This is a genomic window from Micromonospora sp. C81 (genome assembly GCF_018070425.1).
GTDB classification, from domain to species: Bacteria; Actinomycetota; Actinomycetes; order Mycobacteriales; family Micromonosporaceae; genus Micromonospora; species Micromonospora zamorensis.
Window position 1 is genome coordinate 292,433 of the sequence record NZ_JAGPXS010000003.1, and the last position, 13,876, is coordinate 306,308.

Consider the following 13,876-nt stretch of genomic DNA (forward strand, 5'->3'; position numbering starts at 1 on the left):
CAGTCCTCAGTCCGTCGTGGGGCGGGTGGCGCGGCGGGTTGAGCGGGTGCGCCGGGCGCTTGACGTCGGATCCTCGGTGGATGGGGCGACAACCGGGACGTCCGGGTTCACGCGTGGTGCGGGCACCCTGGGTGTCGGACCCTCGTTCGGCGGGGAGGCCGCCTCAGTTGCCTGCGGTGCGGTGTCGGCCCTGCTGCGCCGACCTGTGGTGCGGGTCGACGAGTCGGGGGCCGGTGGCGCGGGATCGGCTTCGGCGACCGCAGTGGGCGTGACCCGGGCGGTCGGAGTCGGCCCGCCGTCGGTAGCCGGGGTCAGTTCGGGCTCAACGGTCGAGGTCGGGCCGCTGGTCGTACCCGGCGAGGTCGCGCCGCGGTGCGCCGCCCGGTGCCGGTCGGCCCGCTCGGCGAGGACGGCGGCCAGCACCGAGCCGCCGACCCCGGCGATCACCGCGTACGGGGCGATCAGTTGGGTGGACAACTGTGCGGGGCCCAGCGTCGACCAGTGCGGCAGTGTGGTCAGGTAGGCGAGCGCGACGAGCACCGGACCGGCAGCGCCGGAGGCTGCCGCGCCGACGCGGTGCCCGGCCGGGCGGGCGGCCCGCCGGGCGGCCAGCAGACCGATCAGCAGCGCGGGTACGAGTGCCAGCAGCGCGCCGGGCCAGTAGAGCTGGTCACCGATCCAGTACCGCGAGTGGTCCGGGTCGAGCTGCCAGGTGCCCAGTTGAGCACCGGTCAGCCCTCGCCCGACGCGTACCCCGTCAATGACCGAGACCACCGCGAGCAGCCAGAGCCAGGCGGCCGTCGCGGTCACGTTGACCGCGGCTGCCCGGGAGCGGAGCGCCCAGATCGCGACGAGTACGCCCAGCAGGATCCCGAGCGTCGCCTGGACGGCGGCGGTCCGTTGCGGTGCGCCGGTGTCCGCGCCGGTCGCGACCCGCGCGGGCACAGCGATCAGCAGCACCGTCACCAGGCCGCCGATCCCGGCGCCGAGCGCGAGGGCGACCCGGCGCAGCAGACCGCCACGGTCGTCGGGCGCGGCCACCTTGCTCGCCTGGGGGTCGGCGGCACCGGTGGCAGGTGGAACTCCGCCACTCTGGGACGCCTGATCCAGCACGGTGGCGGGCTCGGTCACCTGCGGCTCGGCCGTTGTCGGTGTGGTGCGTTGGTGCAGTCGCTGCGCGCAGACCGCGCCGAGGACCGTTGAGCTGGCAGCGAGCCAGGTCGCCCAGGCGAGGCCATCCGCCCAGGCGGTGTCGGTGGCTCCGGCATCGGTGGGCGTCCAGGTGATGACGCCCAACCCGTAGCCGAAGCCCAGTTGGGCGGCGCCCGCGCCGGCAGCGACCCCGATCGCCGTGGCGATCGACACTCCCCAGCCCTGTCTGGCCATGCCGGGCAGCGTAACGTCCCGTCGTCGGCGCGGCGAGTCGCACGACCCGCCGGTATGAACGGCCCGGCGCAACAGGTTGGGCGACGGGCGGTACGGTCGCCGGTGATGAGGCGGTGGGCGGTATGACGGACACGAACACGGGCCGACAGGATGCCGTCGGTGGTCAGGACGGCGGCGGCGCCGGCCGGGCCAGCGTGCTGCTGGGCGGTGGGCTGGCCGCTGTGCTGCTCGCCGCGGTCGGCGCGACGGGCGGTTGGCTGCTGGCCGGCGAGGACGGCGCATCCTCGGGGGATCCGTTGGCGGTCGCGACGACCGGTTCGCCGACGAGCCGGGCCACCGCTTCACGGCCGAGCACCGGCCGGGCCACACCGTCGACCGTCCGGACCTCCGCCACCGCGACCAAGGGTGCGGGTCTGACCGTGCCACCGGTGATCGGCACCGACTTCGTGCAGGCTCGGGACGCGTTGCGCAAGCAGCGGCTGGGCTGGCGGTTGGTCTTCGGAGGCGGCACCGGCCGTACGGTCGAGAGCACCTCACCCGCCGTGGGCACCGCGGTCACCCGGGGCACGACCGTGCAACTTCAGGTGTCCGGGCCGGCGCCAGCGGCCGAGGTGCCGGACGTGATCGGGGACAACTGCGACAAGGCCGTCAACGAGTTGATCGACGAGGGCCTCTATCCGCGTTACGTCAGTGGACGCAGCGGAAAGGTCACCCGGCAGGAGCCGGCCGAGGATGGCCCTGCCCGCTGGAACGACGAGGTCAGCATCTGGTGTGGGGCGGACGCCCCCGAACAGCCGACCACGAAACCCACGCCCTGACCTCGGTGGGAGCTGATTCTCGGCGGCGGCTTGCGCGGCCCCGCCGCGGATCGGTAGGCCGCGACCGGCGCGACTCGACACGCTGATCCCCACCGAGGGCGCTACGGCCGGCTAGGTTGACGGTCCGAGGGCCATGACGCCCGTCCGGTCCGGGAAGGGACGAGCGATGAGCGACGACCGCCAGGAGCCTCCCGCCGGCGAGCACGACGACGACCGGACCCGCCCTCTGCCACCGGCCGACCGGCCGGAACCACCGCAACCGGCTCGACCTGCCCCCGCGCCGGATGAGACCGCACCGGTCACTCGGCCTGCGGCTCCGGATGAGACCACGCCGATCGACCGCACCGAGCCGGCTGGTCCCGCCCTGTCGCCGGACCAGACCATGCCGATCGACCGTTCCGCCGGTATGCCGTCGGGCGCCCCGAGCGACCAGACGAGGCGGATCCCCGCCGAGCCGCCGAGCCCGCCGCCGACCCCGCCGTCATGGTCTGGACGGGCCGAGGTGCGGCCGCCCCGGTCGGCGGAACCCGCCGGGGAGTGGTACGTGGAGGAACAGGGCGGCCGGCGATGGTGGCTGCCGATCCTCTGGGGTGTGCTCGCGTTGCTGCTCGTCGCCCTGCTCGGGGGCGCCCTCTGGCTGGTGCTCTCCAGCCGGGAGAACGATCGGGACGACCCGGGGTCCACCCCGTCGCTCCCGTCCGCCAGCGCGACCAGCGCCGCGCCGACCAGCGCGTCCCCGACCTCGGCGGCGCCGACCAGCGAGACGCCGAGCAGTTCGGCGACCACCGAGGCACCGGAGGAGGTGCCGGTGCCGCCACTCACCGGCCTGCCGCAGGCCACCGCCGAGGGGTTGCTGGACCGGCTCGGCCTGGCCCACCGGGTGGTGTACCGGCCGTCGGAACTGCCGCCGGGGACCGTGGTGGGCACCGAGCCGGAGGCGGGCACGTCGGTGTCGACCGACGACGAGGTGTTGTTGGTGATCTCCCAGGCCCGACCCTCGACCGGGGCGAGCCCGACCACGGCGCGCCCCACGGTGACGAACACGCCGTGACCGGTGGTCACCACATCCGACGGCGGGTGCCGACCAGGCCGAGGCCGGCCAGCGAGATGGTGAGGCCGAAGATTCCGGACCAGAACAGGGAGCGGCGGACGTCCGTCGCGGTGTGTCCGGCCGGGGCTGCTTCGGTGAGTTCCTGACGCCCGTCGGACTGGCCGCCGGCACCGTGGCCGGCCGCCGGGGTGGTCGGGTCGGCAACTCCGGCGTGACTGCTCCGAGCGTCGGCGCCGATCCAGCCGGGGTCGTCGCGCACCGATGGATCTGTGTCGTACGGAGGGTCGACGTCGACCACGGTGATCTCCGGTGCGGGCACCGGCGCGGTCAGCCGGGTGGACGACATCGCTGGGTCGCGGACGAGGACCAGCAGTGTGGCCATCGCCCCGAGGAGGGCGAGTAGTCCGAATGCGTAGGCGATACGGGAGCGGTGGTGCCGCCGCAGGGCGGGCTGATTGACCATGACCATCCCAGGGTCAGGGTCCTGGACGTACGGGTGGAACGGTGCCGGGGTGGGCGTACCGATTCTATGGCGACGGCACGCCCACCGGCGGCGGATCGGGTCGGTCAGCCCACCCGGAGTGGGGTACGGGCGACCGGCCGCCGGGCCCGCACGGTGTGCGGACGGGGCTCAGGGGCGGCCTGCAGCTGCTCCAGCCCGGCCCGCTGGACGAAGATCGAGCGTCGGTTGACCGCGTCGCCCGCGGCGTTCAACTCGTAGCCGTCGAGCCAGAGCCAGCCGTCATAGGTGGGCCAGTCGAGCACCCGGATCACCCGGAACTTGATAGGCCTGAGGAACTGGACACTCGCCGCGCGAGTCACGTGCAGTACGTCACCGGTGCGGGGAAGCACATGGGCTCCTGGGGAGGATCGGCCGGCCGTGGTGCCGGCGGTGCCTGAACGGGGGACGTCTCGGCCGGCGACGGGGTCGTGCCTCGTGAACCGGTGGTGCGGATGGTGGTGGTCGGGCCGTACTCCGCTGGTGACGTGCCGCCACCCGACCACCACCCGACTGCTTCCGGGAACCGCGCCCGCCGCCGCAGCTTGCCGGCTTGCAGCGGCGGGGTCATCACCCCGGAGCAGGTCTGGGTATCGTCGGCCGGGTCCGCGTCGTGTCCGGCTTCCCCGGCTCGGTGGGGTAACCACTCCGAGGGACCGGACGGAGACGCTGAGTGATCCGTGCCATACGGACAGACTGCATCAGGGACGTGCTTCATGCAAGTTGCACGTCGACTTTTGCCGATACGTGAGCGTGTCGCGCGAAAGGCCTATTGAAGCCATCCGCGTCCGGACGGCACACTGAGGGCCGGTATCGCCCGTCGCGGCCGGCCGAGGACCGGCACCACCCCCTTCGTCGCGAACGCTCGCCGGTCGACGGTCGCGCCCCCGGCGGGTGTCACCCAGTGGCGCGTGACCGGAGGTAGCCCGAGTGGGGTCGAGCAGCCAGCGGCGGGGACCAGTGGCGCACGGGTTGCGCCATGAGTGAGAGGCGCAGTCCCACCATCAGACGGCGACGGCTCGGTGCCGAGCTACGCCGCCAGCGGGAGTCCGCCGGAATCACCATCGAGGTGGTCGCCGAGCAGTTGGAGTGCTCCGCCTCGAAGGTCTCCCGGATCGAGACCGGCCACACCACAGCCACCCCTCGCGACGTGCGGGACATGCTGCGGATCTACGGCGTGGTCGGCGCCGAGAGCGACGAGCTCGTGCAGATCGCCCGGGAGGCGCGCCAGAAGGGCTGGTGGCACCCCTACAGCACGGTGCTCGTCGGCGCGTACGTCGGGCTGGAGGCGGCGGCGAGTTCGATCCGGGCATACGAGCAGCAGGTCGTGCCGGGTCTGCTGGAGACCGAGGAGTACGCCAGCGCCATGATCCGCGCCGCTCGGCCGGACTTCACCCCCGACCAGGTGCACCAGAGAGTGCGTGTCCGTCTGGGCCGTCAGTCGTTATTGACCCAGGACGATCCGGTCGATCTGTGGGTGGTGCTCGATGAGGCGGTGGTAAGTCGGCCGGTGGGCGGGGACGAGGTGATGCGCGGCCAGCTCAAGCGGTTGGTCGAGGTGGCCGAGTTGCCGAACGTGACGCTGCAGATCCTGCCGTTCGAGGTTGGTGCGCATGCCGGCATGGACGGCACTTTCACGATCCTCAGCTTCCCTGAGCCCGGTGATCCGGATGTTGTGTACGCGGAGAACGCCACGGGTGGGCTTTTCCTCGAGAAGAGCGACGAACTACAGAAGTACAGCTTCATCTTCGATCACATCCGCGCTGCGGCCATACGTCCGGAGGAGTCCGTCGCACACATCGCAAAACTGGCAGAGGAGCCGTTGTGGAAATGGCGACCAAGGGGTTCCCCGTGAACCTGGCGCAGGCAGCATGGTTCAAGAGCTCGAAGAGCGGGCCGAACTGTGACAACTGCGTGGAGGTGGCATACGTGACGGGGGCGGTCGGAGTGCGGGACTCGAAGGACAAGGCGGGCCCAGCCCTGGTCTTCGCGCCGGGTGACTGGCACGCCTTCGTCGCCGGCACGCGAGGCGGTGCGTTCGGCGTGGCCTGACCAAGTGGTCAACAAAGTCCCCGTCCGGTCCTCCGGACGGGGACTTTGCCACGGCCGGGGAAAAGCCCTGGTGGGAGGCCGGTTCGTGACGGTGGTGGGTGAGGTTCCGTGGGCGATCCCGTCGCCACAACGCGCCCGTCTCGTTGAACCGGTCGGTACGGCGATGGCCAACGGTCTGCCGCACCGACCCGCAACCGAGCGAGTAGGCGAGACGGATGACGACGATCGGTTCAGAAAATCTCACCAACGGTCCGGCCAAGCCGGAACGATTCGGTGGCAAGTACCGCGGCGCCCGTCGGGACACCGTTCTGACCGAGGTGGTTTCGACGGACCAGGAGTTGAGCGGGCGGGAGGGGTCCTCCGAGTCGACGGACCCGCCGCTCTCGCTGCCCTCGCTGGACCCGAATCCGCTGATCGAGCCGTCGTTTCCGCCGACTGGCTGGCCGATGGAGTCCACCGAGTCCCTTGCCGACCATCCGTTGCTGCGTGGCCTCCTGATGGAGTTGCCGCCGAAGGGCAGTGCGCCGCCGCAGGAGTGGCTGGACCGTTGGTTCGAAGCGACCAGGGCAATCCTGGAGCTGCTATACGTGCAGGGGGTTGGTCGCCCGCGTTGACCGTGGCACGTCGGGCTGGGCCCGCTCGGCGAGACGGCTGTGGCGTAGCGCGTGTCGGACCGCGATGGCGGCCACCGCGAGCGCGCCCACGGTGATCGCCGGCCCGGTGACACTCGGATCGGCGCCGAGGTCGGTGCCGTTCGCCGCGATCACCGCAGGCACCGTGGCCAGGGCGGTCACCTGCAGTGGCAGCCCGAGCAGCGGGTGGGCCGCGGCGGCGCGCAGCCCGTGCGGCGCAGGTGTCGCGGGCGCGCTGGCGAAGGCGCCCGCGCCGGCCCACAGCCGGCGGACCCGGCGTACCGAGCAGACCGCGGCCACGAGCGCCGGCCCGGCCGCCAGGCCGAGCCCGGCGGCGGCCCGGTCGACCGGCGTGGTGCCGGCGCTGAGCAGACCGCCGCCGAGCACGGCCGCGGTGAGCGCCACCCCGGTGAGGGTCAACACCAGCAACCATCCGGTACGCCGGCGCAGCACGCGGGTGTTGTGCAGCCGAGGGAGGCCGTCGGCAACGACGCCGGCGGCCAACCAGAGGGCGGCGACCGGAAGCAGGATGGTGAGCTGACTCTCCATGTTCGAGAGTCTTTCCCGGATCGACGCGAGGCGAATCCGGGCCGGTCCCCCGTTCGTCCCGGACGTCGTGCCCGTAGGGGGCATCCTCCCGAAGTTATGGACGTTTCGACATGTCCAACTGCCTGGGCCCTGATCTACCCTCAGCTGGATCGGCAATGGTCGATTGATTCAGGGGACCGGCGGTCGCGTTCCGCCGCCGGTCGGAGGGAGGTAGGAAATGGGTCTTCCACGAAGGTCCGTGCTGGTCGGGGTGGCCGCAGCGACCATGCTGGCCGTCGGCGCCCCAGCGCTGGCAGCCGAGCCCACCGGAGCGGTCCGGGCCGCGGGCGGCGCCACCGCCGTGCCGGACAGCTACATCGTCGTACTCAAGGACAGCGCGGTGGCCCGGGACCGGGTCGGTGACACCGCGAAGCGGCTCTCCGGCCGCCACGGTGGCACGGTGGCCCGCACCTACGGCGCGGCGCTGCGCGGCTTCGAGGTCAAGGTCAGCGCGAGCGCGGCGGCGCGGATCGCGGCCGACCCGGCGGTGGCGTACGTCGAGCAGAACCACACCGTGTCGATCTCCGGAACGCAGGCCAACCCGCCCTCCTGGGGCCTGGACCGGATCGATCAGCGCAACCTGCCGCTGGACAGCTCCTACACCTACCCGAACACGGCGAGCAACGTGCACGCCTACATCATCGACACCGGCATCAAGTTCTCCCACAACGACTTCGGTGGCCGGGCGACCTCCGGCTACGACGCGGTGGACGGCGGCTCGGCCGACGACTGCAACGGGCACGGCACGCACGTCGCCGGCACCGTCGGCGGTTCCTCGTACGGGGTGGCCAAGGCCGTCCAGCTCGTCGGCGTACGGGTGCTGAACTGCTCCGGCAGCGGCACCAACGCCGGCGTGATCGGCGGTGTCGACTGGGTCACCGCGAACGCGATCAAGCCGGCTGTGGCCAACATGAGCCTCGGCGGCGGCGCGAACACCTCACTGGACAACGCCGTCCGCAACTCCATCGCCTCGGGTGTGACGTACGGCCTGGCGGCCGGCAACGACAGCGGCGCGAACGCCTGCAACACCTCGCCGGCGCGCACCACGGAAGCCATCACGGTCGGCTCGACGACCAACACGGACGCCCGGTCGTCGTTCTCCAACATCGGCACCTGCCTGGACATCTTCGCGCCCGGCTCGTCGATCACCTCGGCCTGGTACACGAGCAACACCGCCACCAACACGATCAGCGGCACCTCGATGGCCACCCCCCACGTGGTCGGAGCGGCGGCCCTGGTGGCCAGCGCCAACCCGGGCTGGACCCCGGCGCAGGTCCGCAACCAACTGGTGGCCAACGCGACCCCCAACGTGGTCTCCAACCCCGGCTCGGGTTCGCCGAACCTGTTGCTCAACGTGGGCACCGGCACCACCCCGCCGCCGCCCACCGGCTGCACCGGCACCAACGGCTCCGACGTGTCGATCCCGGACGCCGGGGCCGCGGTCACCAGCTCGATCACCATCTCCGGCTGTGGACGCAACGCCTCGTCGACCTCCACCGTCGCGGTGAACATCGTGCACACCTACCGCGGTGACCTGGTCATCGACCTGCTCGCGCCGGACGGCAGCGCGTACCGGTTGAAGAACAGCAGCACCTCGGACAGCGCCGACAACGTGAACGCCACGTACACGGTCAACGTGTCCGGTGAGGCCGCCGACGGCATCTGGCGGCTCCAGGTGCGGGACACCTACTCGGCCGACACCGGCTACATCAACACCTGGACCCTGACCGTCTGACCGGTCTCCCACGGCCGAGGCCCCACCGGAAGACCGGTGGGGCCTCGTGCCGTACGGGATCGGGTCAGACCGAGAAGGTGGCCGGCATTTCGGTGGCCGGCACCGGCGGGCGGGCCTTCCACAGGCCGGTCTTCTGGGCGGCGAGCCGGCTCAGGTAGGCCGGGTTGAGGATGACGTAGCGGCGCCAGAGCCTCTTCGGCTCCAGACCCAGACGCCAGAACCACTCCAGGCCGGCGCGCTGCATCCATGACGGGGGCTGGCGGAGCAGCCCGGCGTGGTAGTCGAAGGCCGCGCCGACCGCCATCAGCGGCATGTCGAGCAGCGGTCGCATGGCGTACGCGAAGACCTCCTGGCGCGGGCAGCCGAGCCCCACCAGGACCAGCCGGGCACCGCTGGAACGGATCCGGTCGGCGATCTCGGCATCCTCACCGGGCTGGGCGGCACGGAACTTCGACGGCTCCACCCCGGCGATCTTCAGCGCCGGGAACATCCGCTCCAGGGCCGGGATCAACCTGGCGAGGGTCTCCTCGGTCGAGCCGTACAGGTAGACCGGAAGGCCCTCGTCGGCGAAGCGCGACAGCACGTGCAGTGTCAGCGTCGGCCCGTAGACCCGGTCGGTGAGCCCGGCGTGGTGCAGCAGGTTGAGCGCCCAGCGCACCGGCTGCCCGTCCGGAGTGACCACGTCGAAGGAGTTGAGCCGCGCGTTGTGCGCCGGGTCCAGCACTCCGGTCATCACGCCGTGCACGGCCAGCGCGGTCAGCGCGAGCGGGCGCCGCTCGTGCGCCGCGGTCACCACCGCATCGGTCGCCGTGGCGTAGTCGGTGGCGTCGACCAGGACACCGAGGACGTTGCGCTTGGTCCGTGGTGTGGTCATGACTGGGGCACCCATTTGCCGACGTTGGCCTCGTAGATCTCGCGCAGGATCATCGGCACGTCGTATGTGATCTTCCAGTCCGGGTACTGCTCCTCGAACCGGGCCATGCTGCTGACGTACCACTGGTGGTCGCCGGTGCGGTTCTGCTCGACGTAGTTGATCCGTGCCTCGCGGCCGGTGATCTCCTCGGCGATCCGGAACGCCTCGATGTGGGAGGTGTTGGAGTGCCGGCCGCCGCCGAGGTTGTAGACCTCGGCGGAGCGCGGAGCCCGGAAGAATGCCTCGAACGCGGTCAGCACGTCATGCGAGTGGATCGCGTCGCGGACCATCTTGCCCTTGTAGCCGTACAGGTTGTATGTGCGGCCCTCCATGACGCAGCGCATCAGGTAGGCCAGGAACCCGTGCAGCTCGGCCGCGGAGTGGGCAGGGCCGGTCAGCGTGCCGCCCCGGAAGCAGGCGGTCTTCATGTCGAAGTAGCGCCCGTACTCCTGGACCATCACGTCCGCGGCGACCTTGGAGGCGCCGAAGACCGAGTGCAGCGAGTGGTCGATCGACATCTCTTCGGTGATGCCCTGGTGCCAGCGGTGGTCCTCGGGCAGCTCGTACCGTGTCTCCAGCTCGACCAGCGGCAGGCTGTTGGGCCGGTCGCCATAGACCTTGTTGGTCGAGCAGTGGATGAACGGCGCATCGATCGCGTGCTGGCGGGTGTTCTCCAGGATGTTGAGCGTGCCGCCGGCGTTCACGTCGAAGTCCGTGTACGGCTCCTTGGCGGCCCAGTCGTGGCTCGGCTGCGCGGCGCTGTGGATCACCACGGCGATGTCCGAGCCGTATTTCTTGAAGACCTGCTCCAAGCCGTCCCGGTCCCGGATGTCCACCGCGTAATGGGTGTACGAGTTGCCCAGGTCCCGGCCGAGCCGCTCCAGGCTCCACGAGGTGGAGCCGTCCTCGCCGAAGAAATACCGGCGCATGTCGTTGTCGATGCCGACGACGTCCAGGCCGAGGCCGGCGAAGTGCCGGACCGCCTCGGAGCCGATCAGGCCACCCGAGCCTGTCACCAACGCGACACTCACACGCCACTCCTGGTCCATCGGAGGCAGAATCCAACGCAGCATAGCGTGACGCCCGGCACGCCCCGATATGACGGAAGGGCCCCGCATCAAGCGGAGCCCTCGTCGGTGGTGGGGATGGGGGGAGTTGAACCCCCACGCCCTTTCGGGCACACGGACCTGAACCGTGCGCGTCTGCCATTCCGCCACATCCCCGTGGCACGACCCGGAACACTGTAGCCGCCCCGGTCCCCCTGTCTCCAGTGGGCCTCGGGAATACTACGCTGTCCCTGGCGCTCGCCACGAGCGGTTACCGTTCGTGGCGGACGAAAGATTAGCACGACAGTCCCGGCCCTTCCGAACGGGTCGAGAGCAGCCGGCCGAGCGGCGTGTGAGCTGCGCGCGCGCCGGCCGGATACCATCATGTCCTCGGGACCCGAGGAGGAGCCGGTGAGCGTGCTGCAACGCTTCGAGAAGCGTCTGGAAGGCCTGGTCGAAGGGGCCTTTGCCAAGGTCTTCAAAGGGGTGGTCCACCCCGTGGAGATCCTCAACGCCATGCAGCGGGAGGCCGAGGCGCACAAGGCGATCCTGGCCGGTGGGCGCACGTTGGTGCCCAACCGCTACGTGATCGATCTCTCGCCGTTCGACCACAGTCGGCTGGCGCCGTACGCCGCTGCGCTGGCCCAGGAGCTGGCCCAGTCGCAGGCGGAGTTCATCGGCGAGCAGGCCTGGACTGTCTACGGCGACGTGATCGTCGAGATCGAGCGAGGCGAGGGCCTGGACACGGGCATGTTCCGTGTCACGGCCGAGGTCTACACCGGCGGCGAGGTCGCCCCGGTGTCGGCACCCGGCTACGACGCCGGCCCGCCCGCCTACCCCGCGTACGACCAGGGCGGTGGCTACGGCCCCCCGCCTGGGCACGGTGGCGGTCGCAACGTGCGGCTGGTCTCCGGCGACGGTCGCACCTACCCCCTCCAGATGGGGTCGACGGTGATCGGTCGCGGCGACCAGGCCAACCTGCGCCTGCCCGACGTCGGCATCTCCCGGCGACACGCCCGGCTGGATTTCGACGGCGGCCAGGTCGTGCTGACCGATCTGGGGTCGACCAACGGCACCATGGTCAACGGGCAGCGGGTCTCCGCCGTCGCTCTGAACCCCGGTGACATGGTCCAGCTCGGCACCACGACGCTGACCTTCCGCGTGGACGGCTGACCCGCCTTGCCGGAACTGGTCATCACGGTTGCCCGGTTCGGGTTCCTGATCCTGCTGTGGATCTTCGTGTTCACGGTGGTCGGCGTGATCCGGCGGGATCTCTTCGCGGGCGCCCGGTCCGGTCGTCTGGTCGCCGCACCACGCGCGGTGGGAGCCTCGACCGGGCAGGGGGCGAAGCCGGCGAAGGTGAAACGGGGCAGGGCGGCGCACCAGATGGTGGTGACGGCCGGGCAACTGGCCGGCACCAGGATCACTCTGGGTGAAGCGCAGATCACCATTGGTCGGGCCGAGGACTCCACCCTGGTCATCACCGACGACTACGCCTCCGCGCGACACGCCCGGCTCGTGCCACGTGACGGGCAGTGGTACGTCGAGGACCTTGGCTCGACTAACGGCACGTACCTCGATCGCGCTAAGGTCACCGGACCAACCCCCGTCCCCCTCGGCGTGCCGATCCGGATCGGCCGCACTTCCCTCGAATTACGGCCATGACTCTGACCCTGCGCTATGCGGCCCACAGCGACCGCGGTCTGATCCGAGACGGCAATCAAGACTCCGTCTACGCCGGGCCGCGGCTACTCGCCGTTGCCGACGGCATGGGCGGTATGGCCGCCGGTGACGTCGCCAGCAACATCGTCATCGGTGCCATGGCGCCGCTCGACGAGGACGTCCCTGGGGACGCCCTCGTCGATGCGTTGCGTTCGGCCGTCGGCACCGCCAACCAACAACTCCGCGACACGGTGGACGCCAACCCGCAGTTGGAGGGGATGGGCACCACACTGACGGCGACCCTCTTCACCGGCAGCAAGCTGGGAATGGTCCACATCGGTGACTCGCGGGCCTACCTGCTGCGTAACGGCGAGTTCGCGCAGATCACCAAGGACGACACCTACGTCCAGATGCTCGTCGACGAAGGCCGGATCAGCGCCGAGGAGGCGAGCAGCCACCCGCAGCGGTCGCTGCTCACCCGAGCGCTGGACGGCCGGGACATCGACCCGGAATATTCGGTGCGCCAGGTTCTGCCCGGCGACCGGTACCTGATCTGCTCCGACGGCCTCTCGGGTGTGGTCAGCGCCGAAACCATCGGCGAGACCCTGCGGGAATACGTCGACCCGCAGAAGTGCGTCGAGCGACTGGTGCAGCTCGCGCTGCGCGGCGGCGGTCCGGACAACATCACGGTGATCATCGCCGACGCGACGGATCAGGACATCGTCGAGGCGACCCCCATCGTCGGCGGCGCCGCCGCCCGCGACCGGGGCATGGCGACCTCAGCGGACGACTCGACCCCGGCCGCACGGGCATCGGCGCTCTCCGCGCCGCGCCCGCCCGCGCCGGAGGAGCCGGCAGCATCGGACGACGAATCGGACCGGCCGAAGCGCCGCCCGGTGCGGACCGCAGCCATGGCCCTGGCCCTGCTGATCATCGTGGGCGGAGCAGCCTTCGGCGGCTGGACGTACACCCAGCGGCAGTACTACGTGGGAGCCACCGACGAGGGCCAGGTCGCCGTCTTCCGTGGCGTCCAGGGTCAGATCGCGGGGATGGACCTCTCCGCCGTGCACCGGCGCAGCGGCACCCGACTGGACGACCTCACGGTCGCCGCGCAGGACACCGTCAAGGTCGGCATCCGGGCCAAGAACGAGCCGGACGCCGAGCGTCAGCTCGCCGAGCTGACCAGCGACACCCCGAGCAACCCCAACCTGAAGCCGCTCTGTCCCCTCGACCCGACCGGCACGGTGGGCGGCACTCCGACGCCCCCGCCGACCGGCACGACGCCGACCCCGAACGGCAGCCCGAGCGCCGATGCGTCGGTGACCCCCAACGGGGTTGTCAGCGCAAGCCCGACCGTCGGTGCCACCGACGCCGTCGGTGCGACCGGCCCGACCACCACACCCGACGTCACGCCCTCCGATTCGGCCACACCGGCGCTCGACCCGGCCGGTTGCCGGTCTCCTGAGTGAGCGTCGGCTGAGATCCAGAGGACTC

The 13,876-nt window shown here is 71.0% G+C and carries 15 protein-coding genes and 1 tRNA gene; 9 read left to right on the forward strand and 7 right to left on the reverse strand.

What is annotated here, in order from left to right; all coding sequences use genetic code 11:
• Window positions 1-6: 6 nt before the first annotated feature.
• A complete protein-coding gene (locus KBX46_RS07535; RefSeq protein ID WP_210791834.1) occupies window positions 7-1,386 on the reverse strand; it encodes a hypothetical protein in 1,380 nt (459 codons plus the stop codon).
• Between the two features lie 122 nt (window positions 1,387-1,508).
• Between KBX46_RS07535 and KBX46_RS07540 the strand changes: the two genes are divergently transcribed.
• A complete protein-coding gene (locus tag KBX46_RS07540) occupies window positions 1,509-2,204 on the forward strand; it encodes a PASTA domain-containing protein (RefSeq protein WP_099849551.1) in 696 nt (231 codons plus the stop codon).
• A gap of 166 nt (window positions 2,205-2,370) precedes the next feature.
• Window positions 2,371-3,255, forward strand: coding sequence for a PASTA domain-containing protein (locus tag KBX46_RS07545; protein ID WP_210791836.1), 885 nt, complete (start codon window positions 2,371-2,373; stop codon window positions 3,253-3,255).
• Window positions 3,256-3,262: 7 nt separating this feature from the next.
• On the opposite strand, the gene KBX46_RS07550 is transcribed toward KBX46_RS07545, so the two are convergent.
• Both KBX46_RS07550 and KBX46_RS07555 read right to left on the reverse strand, forming a co-directional pair.
• A complete protein-coding gene (locus tag KBX46_RS07550; RefSeq protein ID WP_210791838.1) occupies window positions 3,263-3,724 on the reverse strand; it encodes a hypothetical protein in 462 nt (153 codons plus the stop codon).
• 98 nt (window positions 3,725-3,822) lie between these two features.
• A complete protein-coding gene (locus KBX46_RS07555) occupies window positions 3,823-4,107 on the reverse strand; it encodes a hypothetical protein (RefSeq protein ID WP_088950844.1) in 285 nt (94 codons plus the stop codon).
• A 626-nt stretch (window positions 4,108-4,733) separates the two neighbouring features.
• Here KBX46_RS07555 and KBX46_RS07560 point away from each other — a divergent pair.
• The 3 genes from KBX46_RS07560 to KBX46_RS07570 all read left to right on the forward strand — a co-directional run bounded on the left by KBX46_RS07560 (window position 4,734) and on the right by KBX46_RS07570 (window position 6,420).
• Window positions 4,734-5,609 carry a helix-turn-helix transcriptional regulator gene (locus KBX46_RS07560; RefSeq protein ID WP_088950845.1) on the forward strand — a complete coding sequence of 292 codons (876 nt, stop codon included), beginning with the start codon at window positions 4,734-4,736 and terminating at the stop codon, window positions 5,607-5,609.
• Complete coding sequence (locus tag KBX46_RS07565; protein WP_088950846.1) at window positions 5,585-5,806, forward strand: DUF397 domain-containing protein; 222 nt, start codon at window positions 5,585-5,587, stop codon at window positions 5,804-5,806. Before KBX46_RS07560 ends, KBX46_RS07565 begins: the two co-directional genes overlap by 25 nt.
• A 215-nt stretch (window positions 5,807-6,021) precedes the next feature.
• Window positions 6,022-6,420 carry a hypothetical protein gene (locus KBX46_RS07570; protein ID WP_141912017.1) on the forward strand — a complete coding sequence of 133 codons (399 nt, stop codon included), beginning with the start codon at window positions 6,022-6,024 and terminating at the stop codon, window positions 6,418-6,420.
• On the opposite strand, the gene KBX46_RS07575 is transcribed toward KBX46_RS07570, so the two are convergent.
• A complete protein-coding gene (locus KBX46_RS07575; RefSeq protein ID WP_141912018.1) occupies window positions 6,388-6,987 on the reverse strand; it encodes a hypothetical protein in 600 nt (199 codons plus the stop codon). The two genes, KBX46_RS07570 and KBX46_RS07575, sit on opposite strands and share 33 nt — an antisense overlap.
• 217 nt (window positions 6,988-7,204) lie before the next feature.
• Here KBX46_RS07575 and KBX46_RS07580 point away from each other — a divergent pair, with 217 nt between their 5' ends.
• Complete coding sequence (locus KBX46_RS07580) at window positions 7,205-8,761, forward strand: S8 family serine peptidase (protein WP_210791840.1); 1,557 nt, start codon at window positions 7,205-7,207, stop codon at window positions 8,759-8,761.
• A 64-nt stretch (window positions 8,762-8,825) separates the two neighbouring features.
• Here KBX46_RS07580 and KBX46_RS07585 read toward each other — a convergent pair whose 3' ends face one another.
• The 3 genes from KBX46_RS07585 to KBX46_RS07595 form a co-directional block, all read right to left on the reverse strand.
• Window positions 8,826-9,635: a WecB/TagA/CpsF family glycosyltransferase gene (locus KBX46_RS07585; RefSeq protein WP_374223697.1), complete on the reverse strand. Its 810-nt coding sequence runs from the start codon at window positions 9,633-9,635 to the stop codon at window positions 8,826-8,828.
• Window positions 9,632-10,747 (reverse strand): NAD-dependent epimerase/dehydratase family protein, encoded by a 1,116-nt coding sequence (locus KBX46_RS07590; RefSeq protein ID WP_210791844.1) that lies wholly within the window; start codon window positions 10,745-10,747, stop codon window positions 9,632-9,634. The genes KBX46_RS07585 and KBX46_RS07590 overlap by 4 nt, the downstream gene beginning before the upstream one ends.
• 64 nt (window positions 10,748-10,811) lie before the next feature.
• Window positions 10,812-10,897, reverse strand: a tRNA-Leu gene (locus tag KBX46_RS07595).
• A gap of 207 nt (window positions 10,898-11,104) precedes the next feature.
• Here KBX46_RS07595 and KBX46_RS07600 point away from each other — a divergent pair.
• From KBX46_RS07600 to KBX46_RS07610, 3 genes are read left to right on the forward strand one after another with little or no spacing between them, the layout of a single operon-like run.
• Complete coding sequence (locus tag KBX46_RS07600) at window positions 11,105-11,893, forward strand: DUF3662 and FHA domain-containing protein (protein ID WP_007454122.1); 789 nt, start codon at window positions 11,105-11,107, stop codon at window positions 11,891-11,893.
• A gap of 6 nt (window positions 11,894-11,899) precedes the next feature.
• Window positions 11,900-12,385 carry an FHA domain-containing protein gene (locus KBX46_RS07605; protein ID WP_088950851.1) on the forward strand — a complete coding sequence of 162 codons (486 nt, stop codon included), beginning with the start codon at window positions 11,900-11,902 and terminating at the stop codon, window positions 12,383-12,385.
• Window positions 12,382-13,851 carry a PP2C family serine/threonine-protein phosphatase gene (locus tag KBX46_RS07610; protein ID WP_210791846.1) on the forward strand — a complete coding sequence of 490 codons (1,470 nt, stop codon included), beginning with the start codon at window positions 12,382-12,384 and terminating at the stop codon, window positions 13,849-13,851. The genes KBX46_RS07605 and KBX46_RS07610 overlap by 4 nt, the downstream gene beginning before the upstream one ends.
• Window positions 13,852-13,876 lie beyond the last annotated feature (25 nt).

Bases quoted from the DNA above. Each gene is read 5' to 3' on its own strand.
- KBX46_RS07535 (WP_210791834.1), bottom strand. From the start codon at position 1,386: ATGGCCAGACAGGGCTGGGGAGTGTCGATCGCCACGGCGATCGGGGTC.
- KBX46_RS07540 (WP_099849551.1), top strand. From the start codon at position 1,509: ATGACGGACACGAACACGGGCCGACAGGATGCCGTCGGTGGTCAGGAC.
- KBX46_RS07545 (WP_210791836.1), top strand. From the start codon at position 2,371: ATGAGCGACGACCGCCAGGAGCCTCCCGCCGGCGAGCACGACGACGAC.
- KBX46_RS07550 (WP_210791838.1), bottom strand. From the start codon at position 3,724: ATGGTCATGGTCAATCAGCCCGCCCTGCGGCGGCACCACCGCTCCCGT.
- KBX46_RS07560 (WP_088950845.1), top strand. From the start codon at position 4,734: ATGAGTGAGAGGCGCAGTCCCACCATCAGACGGCGACGGCTCGGTGCC.
- KBX46_RS07565 (WP_088950846.1), top strand. From the start codon at position 5,585: ATGGCGACCAAGGGGTTCCCCGTGAACCTGGCGCAGGCAGCATGGTTC.
- KBX46_RS07570 (WP_141912017.1), top strand. From the start codon at position 6,022: ATGACGACGATCGGTTCAGAAAATCTCACCAACGGTCCGGCCAAGCCG.
- KBX46_RS07575 (WP_141912018.1), bottom strand. From the start codon at position 6,987: ATGGAGAGTCAGCTCACCATCCTGCTTCCGGTCGCCGCCCTCTGGTTG.
- KBX46_RS07580 (WP_210791840.1), top strand. From the start codon at position 7,205: ATGGGTCTTCCACGAAGGTCCGTGCTGGTCGGGGTGGCCGCAGCGACC.
- KBX46_RS07585 (WP_374223697.1), bottom strand. From the start codon at position 9,635: ATGACCACACCACGGACCAAGCGCAACGTCCTCGGTGTCCTGGTCGAC.
- KBX46_RS07590 (WP_210791844.1), bottom strand. From the start codon at position 10,747: ATGCTGCGTTGGATTCTGCCTCCGATGGACCAGGAGTGGCGTGTGAGT.
- KBX46_RS07600 (WP_007454122.1), top strand. From the start codon at position 11,105: ATGTCCTCGGGACCCGAGGAGGAGCCGGTGAGCGTGCTGCAACGCTTC.
- KBX46_RS07610 (WP_210791846.1), top strand. From the start codon at position 12,382: ATGACTCTGACCCTGCGCTATGCGGCCCACAGCGACCGCGGTCTGATC.